The organism is Mucilaginibacter sp. (genome assembly GCF_039921305.1).
In the GTDB taxonomy this organism is placed as follows: domain Bacteria; phylum Bacteroidota; class Bacteroidia; order Sphingobacteriales; family Sphingobacteriaceae; genus Mucilaginibacter.
Genome location: NZ_JBDSCA010000080.1, coordinates 65,539 through 80,413 on the forward strand (window position 1 = coordinate 65,539; position 14,875 = coordinate 80,413).

General features: G+C 41.2%; 21 protein-coding genes. 10 read left to right on the forward strand and 11 right to left on the reverse strand.

Annotation, left to right across the window (positions count from 1 at the left end; translation table 11 throughout):
* Positions 1-2: 2 nt before the first annotated feature.
* The 5 genes from ABIN91_RS23390 (at position 3) to ABIN91_RS23410 (ending at position 3,842) form a co-directional block, all read left to right on the forward strand.
* Positions 3-809 carry an SDR family oxidoreductase gene (locus ABIN91_RS23390; RefSeq protein WP_348054045.1) on the forward strand — a complete coding sequence of 269 codons (807 nt, stop codon included), beginning with the start codon at positions 3-5 and terminating at the stop codon, positions 807-809.
* Positions 809-1,363, forward strand: a complete 555-nt coding sequence (locus tag ABIN91_RS23395) for an HAD family hydrolase (RefSeq protein WP_348054046.1) — start codon at positions 809-811, stop codon at positions 1,361-1,363. The genes ABIN91_RS23390 and ABIN91_RS23395 overlap by 1 nt, the downstream gene beginning before the upstream one ends.
* 1 nt (position 1,364) lies before the next feature.
* Positions 1,365-2,276, forward strand: a complete 912-nt coding sequence (locus tag ABIN91_RS23400; RefSeq protein WP_348054047.1) for an N-acetylneuraminate synthase family protein — start codon at positions 1,365-1,367, stop codon at positions 2,274-2,276.
* 142 nt (positions 2,277-2,418) lie between these two features.
* A complete protein-coding gene (locus ABIN91_RS23405; RefSeq protein WP_348054048.1) occupies positions 2,419-3,396 on the forward strand; it encodes a sterol desaturase family protein in 978 nt (325 codons plus the stop codon).
* Positions 3,397-3,458: 62 nt separating this feature from the next.
* Positions 3,459-3,842, forward strand: a complete 384-nt coding sequence (locus tag ABIN91_RS23410; protein ID WP_348054049.1) for an SMR family transporter — start codon at positions 3,459-3,461, stop codon at positions 3,840-3,842.
* 139 nt (positions 3,843-3,981) lie between these two features.
* Here ABIN91_RS23410 and ABIN91_RS23415 read toward each other — a convergent pair whose 3' ends face one another.
* The 6 genes from ABIN91_RS23415 to mscL form a co-directional block, all read right to left on the reverse strand.
* Positions 3,982-4,530, reverse strand: a complete 549-nt coding sequence (locus ABIN91_RS23415; RefSeq protein ID WP_348054050.1) for a DUF4337 domain-containing protein — start codon at positions 4,528-4,530, stop codon at positions 3,982-3,984.
* Between the two features lie 351 nt (positions 4,531-4,881).
* The gene (gene tsaB, locus ABIN91_RS23420; RefSeq protein WP_348054051.1) at positions 4,882-5,574 is read right to left on the reverse strand and encodes a tRNA (adenosine(37)-N6)-threonylcarbamoyltransferase complex dimerization subunit type 1 TsaB; all 693 of its coding nucleotides are present in this window, start codon (positions 5,572-5,574) and stop codon (positions 4,882-4,884) included.
* A gap of 5 nt (positions 5,575-5,579) precedes the next feature.
* Entirely contained in the window at positions 5,580-5,822 is a 243-nt protein-coding gene (gene yidD / locus ABIN91_RS23425) for a membrane protein insertion efficiency factor YidD (RefSeq protein ID WP_348054052.1), read from the reverse strand.
* A complete protein-coding gene (gene rnpA / locus ABIN91_RS23430) occupies positions 5,819-6,211 on the reverse strand; it encodes a ribonuclease P protein component (RefSeq protein ID WP_348054053.1) in 393 nt (130 codons plus the stop codon). The genes yidD and rnpA overlap by 4 nt, the downstream gene beginning before the upstream one ends.
* Before the next feature lie 75 nt (positions 6,212-6,286).
* Entirely contained in the window at positions 6,287-6,445 is a 159-nt protein-coding gene (rpmH, locus tag ABIN91_RS23435; RefSeq protein ID WP_008511763.1) for a 50S ribosomal protein L34, read from the reverse strand.
* A gap of 146 nt (positions 6,446-6,591) precedes the next feature.
* Positions 6,592-6,996, reverse strand: a complete 405-nt coding sequence (gene mscL / locus ABIN91_RS23440; protein ID WP_348054054.1) for a large-conductance mechanosensitive channel protein MscL — start codon at positions 6,994-6,996, stop codon at positions 6,592-6,594.
* A gap of 183 nt (positions 6,997-7,179) precedes the next feature.
* Between mscL and rpoN the strand changes: the two genes are divergently transcribed.
* The gene (gene rpoN, locus ABIN91_RS23445) at positions 7,180-8,658 is read left to right on the forward strand and encodes an RNA polymerase factor sigma-54 (protein WP_348054055.1); all 1,479 of its coding nucleotides are present in this window, start codon (positions 7,180-7,182) and stop codon (positions 8,656-8,658) included.
* 13 nt (positions 8,659-8,671) lie between these two features.
* On the opposite strand, the gene ABIN91_RS23450 is transcribed toward rpoN, so the two are convergent.
* From ABIN91_RS23450 to ABIN91_RS23470, 5 genes are all read right to left on the reverse strand, one after another.
* Positions 8,672-9,313, reverse strand: coding sequence for a hypothetical protein (locus ABIN91_RS23450; RefSeq protein ID WP_348054056.1), 642 nt, complete (start codon positions 9,311-9,313; stop codon positions 8,672-8,674).
* Positions 9,314-9,451: 138 nt separating this feature from the next.
* A complete protein-coding gene (locus ABIN91_RS23455) occupies positions 9,452-9,907 on the reverse strand; it encodes an NAD(P)H-dependent oxidoreductase (RefSeq protein ID WP_348054057.1) in 456 nt (151 codons plus the stop codon).
* A 72-nt stretch (positions 9,908-9,979) separates the two neighbouring features.
* Positions 9,980-10,306 (reverse strand): iron-sulfur cluster assembly accessory protein, encoded by a 327-nt coding sequence (locus ABIN91_RS23460; protein ID WP_348054058.1) that lies wholly within the window; start codon positions 10,304-10,306, stop codon positions 9,980-9,982.
* A 160-nt stretch (positions 10,307-10,466) separates the two neighbouring features.
* On the reverse strand, positions 10,467-10,880 hold the full coding sequence (gene iscU / locus ABIN91_RS23465) for a Fe-S cluster assembly scaffold IscU (RefSeq protein WP_348054059.1): 414 nt from the start codon (positions 10,878-10,880) through the stop codon (positions 10,467-10,469).
* Positions 10,881-11,000: 120 nt separating this feature from the next.
* Positions 11,001-12,212 carry an IscS subfamily cysteine desulfurase gene (locus ABIN91_RS23470; protein ID WP_348054060.1) on the reverse strand — a complete coding sequence of 404 codons (1,212 nt, stop codon included), beginning with the start codon at positions 12,210-12,212 and terminating at the stop codon, positions 11,001-11,003.
* Positions 12,213-12,329: 117 nt separating this feature from the next.
* Between ABIN91_RS23470 and mce the strand changes: the two genes are divergently transcribed.
* The 4 genes from mce to ABIN91_RS23490 all read left to right on the forward strand — a co-directional run.
* Entirely contained in the window at positions 12,330-12,731 is a 402-nt protein-coding gene (gene mce, locus ABIN91_RS23475) for a methylmalonyl-CoA epimerase (protein WP_348054061.1), read from the forward strand.
* Positions 12,732-12,860: 129 nt separating this feature from the next.
* Positions 12,861-13,418, forward strand: a complete 558-nt coding sequence (locus tag ABIN91_RS23480) for a hypothetical protein (protein WP_348054062.1) — start codon at positions 12,861-12,863, stop codon at positions 13,416-13,418.
* A gap of 111 nt (positions 13,419-13,529) precedes the next feature.
* The gene (locus ABIN91_RS23485; RefSeq protein ID WP_008510416.1) at positions 13,530-13,775 is read left to right on the forward strand and encodes a type B 50S ribosomal protein L31; all 246 of its coding nucleotides are present in this window, start codon (positions 13,530-13,532) and stop codon (positions 13,773-13,775) included.
* A 68-nt stretch (positions 13,776-13,843) separates the two neighbouring features.
* Positions 13,844-14,875: putative sugar nucleotidyl transferase (locus tag ABIN91_RS23490; protein ID WP_348054063.1), on the forward strand; the 1,032-nt coding region annotated here is incomplete at its 3' end.

The window sequence follows — 14,875 nt, forward strand, 5'->3', positions numbered from 1 at the left end:
TCATGACTGATCTGTTCTCACTAAAAGGTAAAATAGCGGTTGTAACCGGTGCTTTGGGCCTTATCGGTAAAAAACATTGCGAAGCGCTGGCTCATGCCGGTGCCAACGTGGTTGTTGCCGATGTTAATGAAGAGTATTCTAAAATGTTCGCTCATGAGTTAGGCGCACACCATTTGGGCATAGGCGTTAATGTAACCAGTCAGGATTCATTAAAAGCTGCCCGTGATATTATTGTAGCCAAATACGGTTCGATAGATATATTGGTGAACAACGCCGCAATAAACGACATGTTCGAGAACCCCGCAATGGCCGCGGAACTTTCGGCTTTTGAGAATTATCCTTTGGATGCCTTTCAAAAATCGTTGGATGTGAATGTTACAGGTGTGTTTTTATGCTCACAAATATTGGGCACCGTAATGGCCGAGCAAGGTAGCGGCAGCATTATCAATGTGGCATCTACCTATGGTATGGTTGGTCCGGATCAAAGCATTTACAAAAATAGCTGTGGCGAGCAAACCTTTTATAAATCTGCCGCTTACCCGGTAACCAAAGGCGCTGTAATAAACTTCACACGCTTTTTGGCTGCTTATTGGGGTAATAAAGGAGTGAGGGTAAATACGCTTTCGCCGGGTGGTGTTGAAAACAGCCAGGATGAGTTTTTTATAGGAAATTACTCTGCCAAAACCTTACTGGGCCGCATGGCAAAATCTGATGATTATCAGGGTGCATTGGTGTTTTTAGCCAGTGATGCATCAGCATATATGACGGGCGCTAATTTAGTTGTAGACGGAGGCTGGACGGCGATATAATGGCAGATCAGCAAAAACAAATAACCACTCCATTTGCACATTTAACCGATGAGCAAATAGCTAAGGTATCAAAAGTTAAACTATTGATAACCGATTGCGATGGTGTTTTAACCGATGCCGGAGTTTACTATGGCGAGAATGGCGAACTGTTAAAAAAGTTCAACATTCGCGATGGGATGGGAGTAGAGCGCCTGCGTAATTTAACAGGGATAGAAACCGGGATAATCACCGGCGAGCTATCTCCATCGGTTGCCAAACGTGCCGAAAAATTGAAAATAACCCAGCTATATTTGGGCATAAAAGATAAACCTGCGGTATTGCGCCATATATTAACAAGTTTAGAATTGCAGCCTGAGCAGATTGCGTATATAGGCGATGATGCCAACGATTTGGAGATTATGGCGATGGTAGGTTTTACCGCCAGCCCCGCTGATGGATTGTTTTTTGTATGCGATGCAGTAGATTATGTTTGCCAGGCCGATGGTGGCAAAGGATGTTTCAGAGAATTCGCCGAGTTAATAATCTCGGTTCAATCAAATAGTAATAAAAACTAAAATGAGTAAAGTTATCAGTTTAAATACCGGTCGTAAAATAGGCGCCGGTCAGCCTTGTTACATTATTGCCGAAATCGGTATTAATCACAACGGATCGCTGGATATTGCAAAAAAATTAATTGACGAGGCCGCAGCTGCGCATGTAGATGCTGTTAAGTTTCAAAAACGTACACCGGAAATTTGTGTGCCAAAAGACCAATGGGAAATTATGCGCGATACCCCCTGGGGCCGTATGAGCTATATTGATTACAAACGCAAAACCGAATTTGGTGTTGAAGAGTACAGTGCTATTGCTGCCCATTGTAAAGAGTTGGGTATTGATTGGTTTGTATCTGTTTGGGATGTTGATTCTGTTGATTTTATGGAGCAATTTGATACTCCGGTTTACAAATTGGCATCGGCTTCGTTAACAGATTTTCCATTGATCGAGAAAATAATAGCTACCGGTCGTCCGTTAATGTTATCATCAGGCATGTCAACCATGACTGAGATAGAAGACGCGATGAAACTGGTTTATGATTTTGACCCGAACTATCCGGTAATGATGGCTCACTCAACTTCGGCTTACCCATGTAAACCAGAAGAGTTAAATCTGAAAATGATCCCAACATTAGCAGCTAAATATCCTGAAGCACCAATAGGTTATTCTGGCCACGAAACCGGCTTAGCTACCACCGAGGCGGCCGCCGTATTAGGCGCAACCTTTGTTGAGCGCCATTTTACGTTAGACCGCGCCATGTGGGGATCAGACCATGCCGCATCAGTTGAGCCACAAGGTTTTCAGCGTTTGGTACGCGATATCCGCGACGTGGAAACCGCTTTGGGCGATGGAGTAAAGAAAGTATACGAAAGCGAAATTGGCCCGATGAAACGTTTACGCGTTAATATCAACACGCCGGCTGGTGCAAAGTAATATACGCTGACTTAAACTGTGTCATTGCGAGGCACGAAGCAACCGCACGGAAGCATTGTTCGCCCTGTATGGCGGCTCGGCGTCCGTGCGGTTGCCACGCTATCGCTCGCAATGACACAATCTTTAAAAGAAATAGAAATCGATGAGTGCAGCCGAGGAACATTTTAATCACGTAACCTTAATTACTTCCATCATCATGGTATGCTGGATAGTGATCATGATTACCTGGGAACGTATTGCACCATACCGCAAAGGTTTGCCTTTTTTTCGTGATGGTTTTTGGGTTGATCTGATCTGGTACACGCTGATTCAAAGCTTCTTTTTAAAGATCCTCATATTTGATTACATCATTTCGCCCATGCAGCAGCACGTGCATTGGGATGGTATCAAAGCGTTTCAAGCATGGCCGGTTTGGCTGCAGGTCGCTTTTTTTGTGATCACACACGATCTGTATATTTATCTCTTCCACCGTTTTCAGCATTACAGCCCGTTCTTTTGGCGTACGCACGAGGCGCACCATAGTGGCAAACATGTCGATTTTATGGCTGGCTCACGTTCACACGCGCTCGAGATCATCATTAACCAAACCATCGAGTTCGCGCCCATCATTATTTTGCTTGGGCCGTATTCAATCGTTATCCCAATAAAGGCCATGTTTGATGCCGTACAGGGAATGTTTATTCATGCCAATATCAATGTAAAACTGGGCAAACTTAAATACCTCATTAACACGCCCGAACTGCACTTGTGGCACCATGCCAACTATGAAGAGGTTTTTCATGCCAATTTCAGCACCAAGTTCGCCATCTGGGATCACCTTTTCGGTACCGCTTACGACCCTGGTTTTAAGCCAGGTAACGAACCGGAGAACTGGGGTTTGCATTATGATTACCCACGCGATTACTTTTTGCAGCACGCCTTCTCGGTAAAGCGATTTGACGAGCAACAGATGTTAAAACACAAATGGTTTGCCCGGTATTATAACCTGCGCCCCAATATCATGAACTTTTTCCGGAAAATGTTTGGTATGCCGCTAATGCCCATACCCCGTCCATTACCACCGTCAAGGCATCCCTCAGAGTCTATAAAAACTGATGAACCGGAATTGCAGGAGTTTTAAAACAATTTTATATATTGCAGGTTACTAAGCTAATTATCATTCACTAATACACATTTACCAAATTGCGCTGGTTATTTTTGTTGATCGCATCATTGTTCGAAGCCCTGTGGACTTACTCTGTTAAGTACTTCAGTCTGGCTCAATTAAAAACCATCAGGTTTGATAATTTTTATAAAATGGATGGTGGTTTACCGGCCCTTATCCCACTTTTAGGTTATATCCTTTTCGGGGTAGGTAATATCTTTTTCTTCTCACTTGCATTAAAAACGCTGTCGAACTCAACCGCCTATTCAGTTTGGACGGCCATGACCATCATTGTATTGAAATTGATCGAATTGCTTTATTTCAAACAAAAAGTATCTGTAATAGAGTTCTGCTTTATCCTGATGATCATCGTTGGTATTATGGGCTTAAAGTTCTACGGCCCGCCGGAGAAGACTGTTTAGATTGGGATTACTAATCTCCCGTGTCATTGCGAGGTACGAAGCAATCGCACGGAGCCGTATTCGCCATCAATAGCGGACTTGCATAGTTCGCGATTGCTTCGTACCAGCAATGACAGGTAGGGAAGAAAAGTAAGTTAGCCTACCTCCCCAAAACCTCCAACACAAAAAAGAAAGCAGCGAACAGCGCAAACCCCAGGCTAATAAACCAGTAAATACGTTTTTTGATCAATATTGAAATTGCCCCGATAGCGATCGCGATCTGAAACAAAGTAACCGACCGTGCTAAGGTATTATGCGCCTCAACATCACGGTGCGATTCGGCTTCGGCCTCCTTGGCCTTTTCCATGATCTCTTCCTGCTGCTTTTTATTCTCTTTTATCTTTTCCTCGTCGGCGGCAATAGGCTCTTTTCCCATCGCTTTCAAAAGTTTTCCGTCCGATACTAAGATTTCGGTTTTAATGCCTTTAGCCTGGTAGTACGACCATTGATCGCTGGCGTGTATCTGGCTCAGCATACTTTCATCAGCATGGTGCGCGGCAAGCAAACTTGTAATGGCCGATAGTACGGCAATGATAGCTGTAGTTAAGGCCACATAAACTATCCATTTATTACCTTCCGCTTCGGCGTGATGAGCGCCCTCGTGTATATGCTCGTGAAGTGATTCGGTGGGGTCTTCTATTTCTTCCATGTTTTATTTTTCACAGTATGGGGAATATGTTTCCCGCGCGTAAACCTTAAGCTTAGTTGTGTTTATTGCTGAAATATACAAACAATAGCCTAGACATTGCTCACAGAGCAATGTCTAGGCTATTTAATAGTTGTGTGTGAATTAGGGCGCAATTGTTGTATGTATCAATATAACACCTGATAAAAAAATAATGAAAGTAGTTTCCACTGCAAAAAACGTTTTATAAGACTATCGCTTTACCAGTAGTAATGGTTTTGCAAATAAAATAGTAGTACCAGTTAATCAAATTTATATAAATCTAATCCCCGTTTTATGTATTTCTTAATCACAGTTTTATTAGTTATCAATACTTTATTGCTTTTTAACTCCCGCAATAAAGTCTTTTAAATAAAAGGGTTCAAAATATGCAACATCGGCAAAATCCTGATGGTTTAGTTTTTGAATCGCGGGCACCAGCAGGTCGCGCGCCGAATTTGAAAACCCATCCACGAATATCGCATTGGGTTGATGGCTCAATGTGGTTCTGCATTTCTCGGCACCATCGCCAAAAAATATAATCTCATTTTTAGCCAATACATCGTCAAAACTATTCACGTCAATTATCTCGGCAGCGGTAGCTTTAATTTCTTTCCCCGTACTATCAAACAAGGCTGTATAAACTTCCATACGGCGCGCATCTATCATAGGGCAAAGTAATGTGTTAGGTGTTATTTCAACCTCGCCACGAGCAATTAAACCATGCGCCATTGATGATAATGTTTCAATAGTGATCAAAGGCTTATCTAACGAAAAGCATAAACCCTTAGCGGTAGATACGCCAATACGCAAACCCGTATATGAACCAGGGCCGGAACTAACCGTAACGGCATCAATATCGGCTATCAGTTTGCCGGTTTCTTTAAAAACTTCGTCAATATAAACAGTAATCACCTCGGCGTGAATATTACGCTGGTCAATTTCGCGTAAAGCGATTATCGCATCAGCCTCTGCCAAAGCAACGGAGCATGATGTGGTAGCGGTTTCTATAAGTAAGATTAAGCTCATTGTTGTTATGGAACAGGATCGTGCCCGTGGCCACCCCAGGGGTTGCAGCGGGCAATACGTTTCAAAGTTAACCATCCGCCTTTAAATGCGCCATGTTTTTTTATAGCTTCCACACCATATTGCGAGCAGGTAGGAGTATAGCGGCATTGCGCGCCCAAAAGTGGAGATAGTATTAATTGATAAATTTTAATTAGTGCAATAAATAAACCACCAACAATTGATTTCAATATGTTGAGGATAAATTTCATGCTGTGGCAGATGTAGCCGCTGTACTAATTTGTAATAAGGTTTTGAGCATTTTCTTTTCCATCATGCTATAGTCGGCAATTTCTTTACCAATGAAGCCAATGGATAGCAGGATGGTTTTATCCGAAGCCTTCAAGGCATCGTACAGTGCTTGTTGCTTAAGCAGGCGAAAAGCCTCGCGCATGCGGCGTTTGATCAGGTTACGATCAACAGCGCGTTTATAGCGTTTTTTTGCTACAGCGAAAACTACCTGCACCGGAACGGTTTGACCTGCCGGAGCGGCAGCCCACGAAACCTTAAAGGGATAACATAAAAAAGAAGAACCGTTATGAAAAAGCCCGTCTATTAGCCTTTTATTACATAACCGTTCTTCTTTTTTAAATGTATACATACTATTGCTAAGTACCGTGTATTATATAAATATGCCGGCACCAGTCCCCATTTTAATGGGAAAGCAATTTAAGTATTATGCTTTGTGACGACGCTCGTCAGATACTGACAATCTTTTTCTGCCTTTTGCACGGCGTGAAGCTAAAATCCTTCTACCATTTGCTGTTGACATGCGCTCACGGAACCCGTGTTTATTTCTTCTTTTACGTTGAGAAGGCTGAAACGTTCTTTTCATGACTATATTATTATATTCGTTGTTCTAAAAAACAAGAGCGCAAATATAGCGTACTTTTTTCAAATATCAAACCAGACATATTGATTTTATGCTAAAATTATCCACATATCAACAATAGGGTGATTTTAGTGGCTCAATAGCTGTAATTAGGCCTTTTTTGCCAGTAGGTCGCGTATTTCTGTCAATAATATTTCTTCTTTAGTTGGCTCCGGCGGGGCACCTGGTGCGGCTTCTTCTTTACGTTTCATGGCATTAATGCCTTTTATCACCAGGAATATCACAAAGGCTATAATTAAAAAATCAATTGCTGTATTGATAAACATGCCATAATTAATAGATACTTCGGGAGTTTTGCCCACTGCGGGTTTTAAATGAATCTTTAAATCTTTAAAATCTAATCCACCTAAGAGTAATCCTATCGGTGGCATAATAACATCAGTTACTAAGGATGTAACTATTTTACCAAAAGCTGCACCGATTATAACCCCCACTGCCAGGTCAACAACGTTGCCTTTTACGGCAAACTCTTTAAATTCTTTTACTATACTCATGCTTTGTGCGGCTTATATTGTTTAAACTAATTTACAAATAAACCGAACAATTTTCAATTTGTTTAGTTTATCATTTCATAAAATCCCGTTATCTATAAAAAATTACATATCTGTCAGAATATGAAATGAGCCTCATGGCTTGCTTTATTCTTCGGCTAATTAATGTATTTTTGTGCCTCTGTTATGTTAAAACAAAATTTACAACAAAAGCTCTTACAAAAGTTATCGCCGCAGCAAATTCAATTTATCAAATTGTTGCAGGTACCCACCGTGTCGTTAGATACCCGTATCAAAGAGGAACTGGAAGAAAACCCGGCCCTTGAAGATTTTAGCCTATCCAACATGAGTGAGCCCGAGGAAGCTTATCCCGATAAGGACCCTGATGATGATAGCTATAATAAGGATGATAACGAGCAAAGTGATTTTGACGAGTTTAACATTGACGATTATTTACAGGATGATAATGTAAACGATTACGGCTCACGTTATGACCAAAATGGCGACGATGACGAAGAGCGTAAAGAGATCCCAATAGCTATCCAATCTTCGTTTTTTGAGAGTTTGCAGGCACAGTTGGACCTGGTTCCCTTATCTGATAAAGACTTCCAGATAGGGCAGCAAATCATCGGTAGTTTGGATGATGATGGTTACTTGCGGAGAGCCATCATGTCGATAACGGATGATCTGGCCTTCTCGCAAAATGTAATGGCCGAGGACGAAGAGGTAGAAGAGATGTTGAAGCTGATCCAAAGCTTTGATCCTGCCGGTGTTGGCGCGCGCGACTTGCAGGAGTGCTTGCTGATCCAGCTCCGCAAAAAGGATCCTAACGACCCGATCATCAAAAAAGCTATTATAGTTGTTGAACAATACCTTGACGAGTTCACCCGCAAACATTACGATAAAATGGAACGTCAGTTAAGTATGACTTCCGAAGAGTTGAAAGCTGTGGTGAACGAGATATTAAAACTGAACCCCAAACCGGGCGATAGCAACGAGGTAAACACCAAGCAAATGCAGGTGATACCCGATTTTCACATCAGCAATAACGATGGTGTGCTGATACTTACCCTCAACTCCAAAAATGCCCCTGAGCTGCGCGTAAGCCGCTCATATCAGGATATGTTTGAGCATTACGATAAATCATCCCAAAAGGATAAAAAACTACGTGAGGCGGTTCAATTTGTAAAGCAAAAGTTAGATTCGGCCAAGTGGTTTATTGATGCTATTAAACAACGGCAGCAAACACTGCTTAAAACCATGAATGCCATTATGCAGTACCAATACGAATATTTCCTTACGGGAGATGACCGTAACCTGCGCCCCATGATATTAAAAGATATTGCCGATAGGATAGGCATGGATATCTCCACCGTATCGCGCGTAGCCAACTCCAAGTACGTACAAACCGAGCACGGTACCTTCCTGCTCAAATCATTCTTCAGCGAAGCGATCCAAATGGAAAGCGGCGAAGAGGTATCCAACAAAGAGGTAAAGAAGATACTCGAAAATTTCATTGGCGCCGAAGACAAGCACCATCCCTTAGCAGATGAAAAATTAACCGAAATATTGAAAGATAAAGGTTATAACATCGCACGGAGGACAGTTGCCAAGTACCGTGAGCAAATGAATATACCCGTGGCGAGGTTGAGGAAAGAGTTGTAGTAAGAAATGGTAATTAGCCTGGCATTTCTACTTCGAAAGATTTTGTTAATGCCTCCATTTCAATCCAATGAATAGTCAATTGAATTAATTTTTTCAAGTCATTTAAGTTCTTACCTTCCCACTTTCTAATATAATGAGTTTCGTCGTTACCTAACCACGCTGCTCTCTTGGCAACTGTTTTAATGTTGTTGTCGGTAATGTGCTCATCAATGCACCTACCTAATAGTTTAACCTCAATTTTGTCTTTGTTATCAGGGTCTTTAGAAACTAAATAGTCCTTTATGAGAAATTCTAGTGCTTTTCTATAGCCCACACCACAGATTTCTAAAAGGTTCTCTTGTTCAGCATAAAAAGACTGATTATAAATAATTGAAAAATTGGGGGATATTTCATTTATAATTTTGGTAAATTGAGATTTTACTATTTCCCCTTTTGATGAATGAATAAATCTATAACCACTGACACCGACTGAATTGTAGTACCCAATAAATGAGTTTTTACATGAATTGTTCGGGCAAAGCATTAGCACCTGTAGCTCTTTCCCTATATGGCCAGATTTTGCAGTGGGGGTAATCGACTTGTGGCAAAACGGACATTCTTGTGGTAAGTCGATTAATGCTACATTACCTGTGGAGGTAGAAATGATAATAGCCATGTAATTAGGTTTAATTAAGGCTAAGTTACTTATTATTTGTAGGAAATGTTATAAGGCATTAATTCTATTAATCTATCTAACAAGATTTACTTAAATTATTTCAATTACCCAAAATGTATAAACCAAGATAATAAACGTTTACTTCACAAACGCCTTATAGCTAACTCCCTTAAAAATCATCCCAAAATACTGAGCCGTTAGCATAAAAGGCTGTTCAAAACCAAGCGGTGGTTGAGGATCACTCCCGGCGCAAATAACCGATACCGATTTGCCTTTTAAAGCCTTACCAAGCTCTTTATGAGTTTCGGTTGTTAAATCGGTTAACCTGTCAAAAAAGTCTTTCATCAGGCCGCTCATGCTGTACCAGTATAAGGGAGTAGCAAATACATAATCATCATACTCCTGCATGGTAGCAATCACGTTCATGAAACCATCATCGGTTGAGTACTGCCCGCTATAGCTGTAGGATTGGATATGATAGTCAAGCAGGTTAATCAACTGATATGGGTTATCGCCATAAATCTCTTGCACAAATTGTTCCGTGTTGCTTTCGCGATGGTGACTGGCTAAAAGGATCAATGTTTTGCTGCTCATGCTATTACCCAATAAAAAAGGCTTACGGTATTAACCACAAGCCTTTTTATATGTTTTAAATATCTGAGTACTTTATACCGAGAAACTTTCGCCGCAACCACAAGTACGGGTCGCATTTGGGTTGTGGAAGTTAAAGCCCTTGCCATTTAAACCGTCGGTAAAGTCAAGCTCGGTACCCGCCAGGTATAAAAACGACTTCATATCCAAAGCCATCCTGATACCACGATCTTCGAAAAACTGGTCGCCCTTTTTTTCTTCGTTATCAAAATCAAGGTTGTATGATAAGCCAGAGCAGCCTCCACCCTGAACCGATACCCTCAAGAAATACGAGGCATCCATGCCTGCATCCTGCATCAGGTGATCAATTTTGCTTTTTGCTTTATCTGTTATAGTAACCATTGTATTAGCTATTAGTATTGAGACGTGAGACAAAGGTCTTTCTCACTAATCTCTACAAAGTTAGACTATTTCCTGTTAATTTAGTTTAAGTCTAAACAGTGCAATGTAAAAAATGTTAGATGCGAGATTCGTAAACCCCATATCTAACATCTGATATTTCTTAGTGGTGAGCTTTTTCGCTTACCAAAGCTTCCATACCGTTTTTAACACGGTAATCGTTAATCGCTGCCTTAATGGCATCCTCTGCCAAAACAGAGCAGTGGATTTTTACCGGTGGTAAAGCTAATTCTTCAACAATATCCATGTTGTCAATTTTCATGGCATCGTCAATGCTTTTACCTTTTAACCATTCGGTAGCTAATGATGATGACGCGATAGCCGATCCGCAACCAAAGGTTTTGAATTTAGCATCGGTGATAACGTTATCAGCGTTAACTTCAATCTGAAGGCGCATTACGTCGCCGCACTCAGGTGCGCCAACAAGGCCTGTACCTACGCTGTTGCTACTTTTATCCAAAGTACCAACGTTGCGTGGGTGGGTATAATGATCAATTACTTTATCTGAATAAGCCATGGCTTTTGTATTTAGTTATTTGTTTTATTGTTATCAGTTCTCAGTTGTTTGTTCTCAGTTGTTTTTAGTGTGAAGTTGTTTTTAAAACTGACAACTCGCAACCCTCAACTGACAACTATATTAGTGTTCTGCCCACTCAATCGAGTCAAGGTCAATGCCTTCTTTAAACATTTCCCACAGTGGCGATAACTCGCGTAAGTGGTTAACAGCTTTCAAAGTTACTTCAATGGCGTAATCAACTTCTTCTTCTGTTGTAAAACGACCTAAACCGAAACGGATAGAAGAGTGCGCCAAGTCATCCGATAAGCCTAAGCTTTTCAAAACGTATGATGGCTCCAACGATGCCGAAGTACAAGCCGATCCTGATGATACAGCCAAATCTTTCATGGCCATCATCAAACCTTCGCCCTCAACATATTTGAACGATATATTGGCAACATGTGGTAAGCGGTGCTCAACGTTTCCGTTTACATAGCTTTCCTCTAACACGGTCAATGCTTTTTCTAATTTATCGCGCAACGCAGATAGGCGGATAGTATCGGCTTCCATATCTAAACCGGCAATTTCGCAGGCTTTACCCAAACCAACAATACCGGCTACGTTTAAGGTACCAGAACGCATACCGCGTTCGTGACCGCCACCGTCCATTTGAGCGGTAACTTTAACCCTTGGGTTTTTACGGCGAACGTATAACGCGCCAACACCTTTAGGTCCGTACATTTTATGTGCCGATAAAGCAAGGATATCAATACCGTCTTTAATTACATCAACCGGTATTTTACCAACCGCTTGTGTAGCGTCCGTCATAAACAAAGCGCCATGTTTGTGAGCAATAGCGGCAATTTCTTTAACGGGTTGTATCACACCAATTTCGTTATTACCGTACATGATACAAACCAAAATAGTTTCCGGTGTCATGGCAGCTTCAAGGTCGGCAAGGTTAATTAAACCATCGCTTTGAACATCTAAGTAAGTAACGCGCGCGCCCAGTTTTTCAACGTGTTTGCAAGTATCTAAAACAGCTTTATGCTCTGTGGTACAGGTAATGATGTGGTTACCTTTTTCTTTGTACATTTCAAAAACACCCTTGATACCTAAGTTATCGCTTTCGGTAGCACCCGAAGTAAAGATAATTTCTTTCTCGTTCGCGCCAATCAATTTGGCAACTTGTTCGCGGGCATAATCAACGCCTTCTTCGGCTACCCAGCCAAAAGGGTGGTTGCGGCTTGCGGCATTACCAAACTTAGTGGTAAAGTAAGGCAGCATAGCTTCTAAAACCCTTGGATCCATCGGGGTAGTGGCGTTGTTATCTAAATATATTGGAAGGTTCATCGTTTAAATCCGATTATGTAATAATTAACACTGCAAATATAAGTAACATAATTTATAATCATTCCAAAATAATGGTCAAAATAGTGTTTGGTAGTCATTAATTTGCAATATTTGGACATGGATAAGATAGAGCATATTGGTATTGCGGTGCGTGATCTGGAAGCGGCTAAAGGTGTATATCAAAACCTTTTAAACACCCCGGTATACAAAACAGAAACCGTGGAAACAGAACATGTAATAACCGCGTTTTTGCAAACCGGACCCAATAAAATTGAACTTTTAACGGCTACCCATCCCGATAGTGCGATAGCTAAGTTTATTGATAAAAAGGGCGAGGGTATTCATCATATCGCCTTTGCTGTAGCGGATATACGCGCCGAGATGACCCGACTAAAAGCCGAAGGTTTCACCCTTTTAAGCGACGAACCCAAGCCCGGTGCCGATAATAAACTGGTTTGCTTTGTGCACCCTAAAAGCGCCAATGGGGTGTTGATAGAGCTTTGCCAGGAGATTGCATAGAATAGCATATCGCTGTTTAATTGTTAATTTTAGTTAAATAATTGTTCCCAAACCATTTCTAAACCAAATGTTCATCATAATTTCATATAAATAGATACTTTTGCAGCTTTAACACTATAAAACGCCCGGATGAAAAAACGTTCCTTACTCATTGTACTATTATTATCAGCAGTGTTACTGCAATTTTGCAAAAAGTCAGACAGTACCGATACAACCGATACCACTACAACAACCAGCACCGTATTGTTTAATGCGTATGTAAACGGCACCTTGTGGACGCCAAAAACCGTTAGCGCAACTTTAACTTATAACGCAACGGCTAAAACTAAAACATTTACCTGTACCGCTACTGATACCGCCGGTACGCATAAAGTAGTTTTGAACCTTACGCAAGCAGCTACAGCACTCGATAGCACATTAATAGCCCAAACCTATTCGGATACTACTACCTTTAAGCCCAATTACTATACCATAACCAGTGGCGTATCTAAGCCGGTAGGTAGTTTAAAGGGGGCCTATGTTACAATCTCATCTATTGATGTTGCCAAAAAACTAATTACCGGTACATTCTCTTTTAATACAACGCTATATACTTATGATGGTAGCGGCAATGTGGTATCTATCACGTCAAACGCCGTAACAAGTGGGCAGTTTAACAACTTGCCTTATACATTTAAAAAGCAATAAATTATACAATTGATAACCACTTTTAAATTGTTGATAAATTTAGCTTATTAATTTTTACTATTTAATTAAAAAAGCTATATTTGCGCCTCTTTTGAAAAGGAATATAATAAGATGAAAAAAGATTTGCACCCATCCAGCTATAGATTTGTTGTTTTTAAAGACTTGTCGAACGACTACGCTTTCTTAACAAAATCATGCATAGACACTAAAGAATCCATTAAATGGGAAGACGGTAATGAGTACCCTTTAGTTAAGTTAGAAATTTCTCACACATCGCACCCGTTCTTTACTGGTAAGATGAAGTTGATTGATACTGCCGGTCGTATTGATAAATTCAAAACACGTTACAAAAGATAATCAGTATCTATTGAATAAATATTTCAAAGTCCCGGCTTTCCAGTCGGGACTTTTTTTATTTTTGTCGCATGGCAATCATCCTGTTCGACGATAACGCACACAATACCTTATTACCGCTAACTTACACCCGTCCCGTTGCCGATTTACGCATTGGAATTGTAACTATAGCTCAAAAATGGGCAACCGCGCTTAAATTAGGCTACTCTTTTTTAACCGAGCCCTATTTGCAAGTCAAATTCCCGCTTAAAATTGAAGATCGTAATTTGTTCATCAACGGTTCGGTTTGCCCGGACGAAGCCCTGATAGACGCCATAGCCGCGCTACATGGCAGCAAGGCTTTGGTTAAAGATGGTTTGCTTATCGCGATAAAGCTTAATGAATCGGATGCCAAAGCATTTAAAGCGTCCGACTTTGCAAAATACAAGTCGGTAAATTACTCAGGTAATTTCATTAGCTTGAAGTATCCCGAAGATATCTTCAAAAACAACGCTGCTGAAATAGCTAACGATTTTAAACTGATAACAAAAGGCCGCACCAGCGCCACATTAAGCTCAACCAATACTTTTATTGGCGATAACTTTTTTGCTGAAGAAGGTGCCGAAGCCGAATGCTCAACCTTTAACTCTAAACTGGGCCCTATTTATCTGGCCAAAAGTACCGAGGTTTGGGAAGGGACACATATCCGTGGCTCATTCGCGCTGTGTAACAACTCGCAGGTGAAAATGGGTACTAAGATTTACGGCGGAACAACGGTTGGCCCATACTGTCGCATTGGTGGCGAGGTGAACAACTCTATACTATGGGGATATTCCGCCAAAGGTCACGAGGGCTATTTGGGCAATTCTGTAATAGGCGAGTGGTGTAATTTAGGCGCCGATACCAATAACTCCAACCTTAAAAACAACTATGCCGAAGTTAAACTTTGGGATTATCCCAGTGGGCGGTATCGCAGCACAAACTTGCAGTTTTGTGGCCTAATTATGGGCGATCATTCAAAAACCGGAATCAACACCATGTTTAACACCGGTACTGTAGTAGGCGTAAGTGCCAATGTATTTGGCGCAGGCTACCCGCCAAACTTCGTTCCTGATTTTAGCTGG

Bases quoted from the DNA above. Each gene is read 5' to 3' on its own strand.
- ABIN91_RS23390 (WP_348054045.1), top strand. From the start codon at position 3: ATGACTGATCTGTTCTCACTAAAAGGTAAAATAGCGGTTGTAACCGGT.
- ABIN91_RS23395 (WP_348054046.1), top strand. From the start codon at position 809: ATGGCAGATCAGCAAAAACAAATAACCACTCCATTTGCACATTTAACC.
- ABIN91_RS23400 (WP_348054047.1), top strand. From the start codon at position 1,365: ATGAGTAAAGTTATCAGTTTAAATACCGGTCGTAAAATAGGCGCCGGT.
- ABIN91_RS23405 (WP_348054048.1), top strand. From the start codon at position 2,419: ATGAGTGCAGCCGAGGAACATTTTAATCACGTAACCTTAATTACTTCC.
- ABIN91_RS23415 (WP_348054050.1), bottom strand. From the start codon at position 4,530: ATGGAAGAAATAGAAGACCCCACCGAATCACTTCACGAGCATATACAC.
- tsaB (WP_348054051.1), bottom strand. From the start codon at position 5,574: ATGAGCTTAATCTTACTTATAGAAACCGCTACCACATCATGCTCCGTT.
- yidD (WP_348054052.1), bottom strand. From the start codon at position 5,822: ATGAAATTTATCCTCAACATATTGAAATCAATTGTTGGTGGTTTATTT.
- rnpA (WP_348054053.1), bottom strand. From the start codon at position 6,211: ATGTATACATTTAAAAAAGAAGAACGGTTATGTAATAAAAGGCTAATA.
- rpmH (WP_008511763.1), bottom strand. From the start codon at position 6,445: ATGAAAAGAACGTTTCAGCCTTCTCAACGTAAAAGAAGAAATAAACAC.
- mscL (WP_348054054.1), bottom strand. From the start codon at position 6,996: ATGAGTATAGTAAAAGAATTTAAAGAGTTTGCCGTAAAAGGCAACGTT.
- rpoN (WP_348054055.1), top strand. From the start codon at position 7,180: ATGTTAAAACAAAATTTACAACAAAAGCTCTTACAAAAGTTATCGCCG.
- ABIN91_RS23450 (WP_348054056.1), bottom strand. From the start codon at position 9,313: ATGGCTATTATCATTTCTACCTCCACAGGTAATGTAGCATTAATCGAC.
- ABIN91_RS23455 (WP_348054057.1), bottom strand. From the start codon at position 9,907: ATGAGCAGCAAAACATTGATCCTTTTAGCCAGTCACCATCGCGAAAGC.
- ABIN91_RS23460 (WP_348054058.1), bottom strand. From the start codon at position 10,306: ATGGTTACTATAACAGATAAAGCAAAAAGCAAAATTGATCACCTGATG.
- iscU (WP_348054059.1), bottom strand. From the start codon at position 10,880: ATGGCTTATTCAGATAAAGTAATTGATCATTATACCCACCCACGCAAC.
- ABIN91_RS23470 (WP_348054060.1), bottom strand. From the start codon at position 12,212: ATGAACCTTCCAATATATTTAGATAACAACGCCACTACCCCGATGGAT.
- mce (WP_348054061.1), top strand. From the start codon at position 12,330: ATGGATAAGATAGAGCATATTGGTATTGCGGTGCGTGATCTGGAAGCG.
- ABIN91_RS23480 (WP_348054062.1), top strand. From the start codon at position 12,861: ATGAAAAAACGTTCCTTACTCATTGTACTATTATTATCAGCAGTGTTA.
- ABIN91_RS23485 (WP_008510416.1), top strand. From the start codon at position 13,530: ATGAAAAAAGATTTGCACCCATCCAGCTATAGATTTGTTGTTTTTAAA.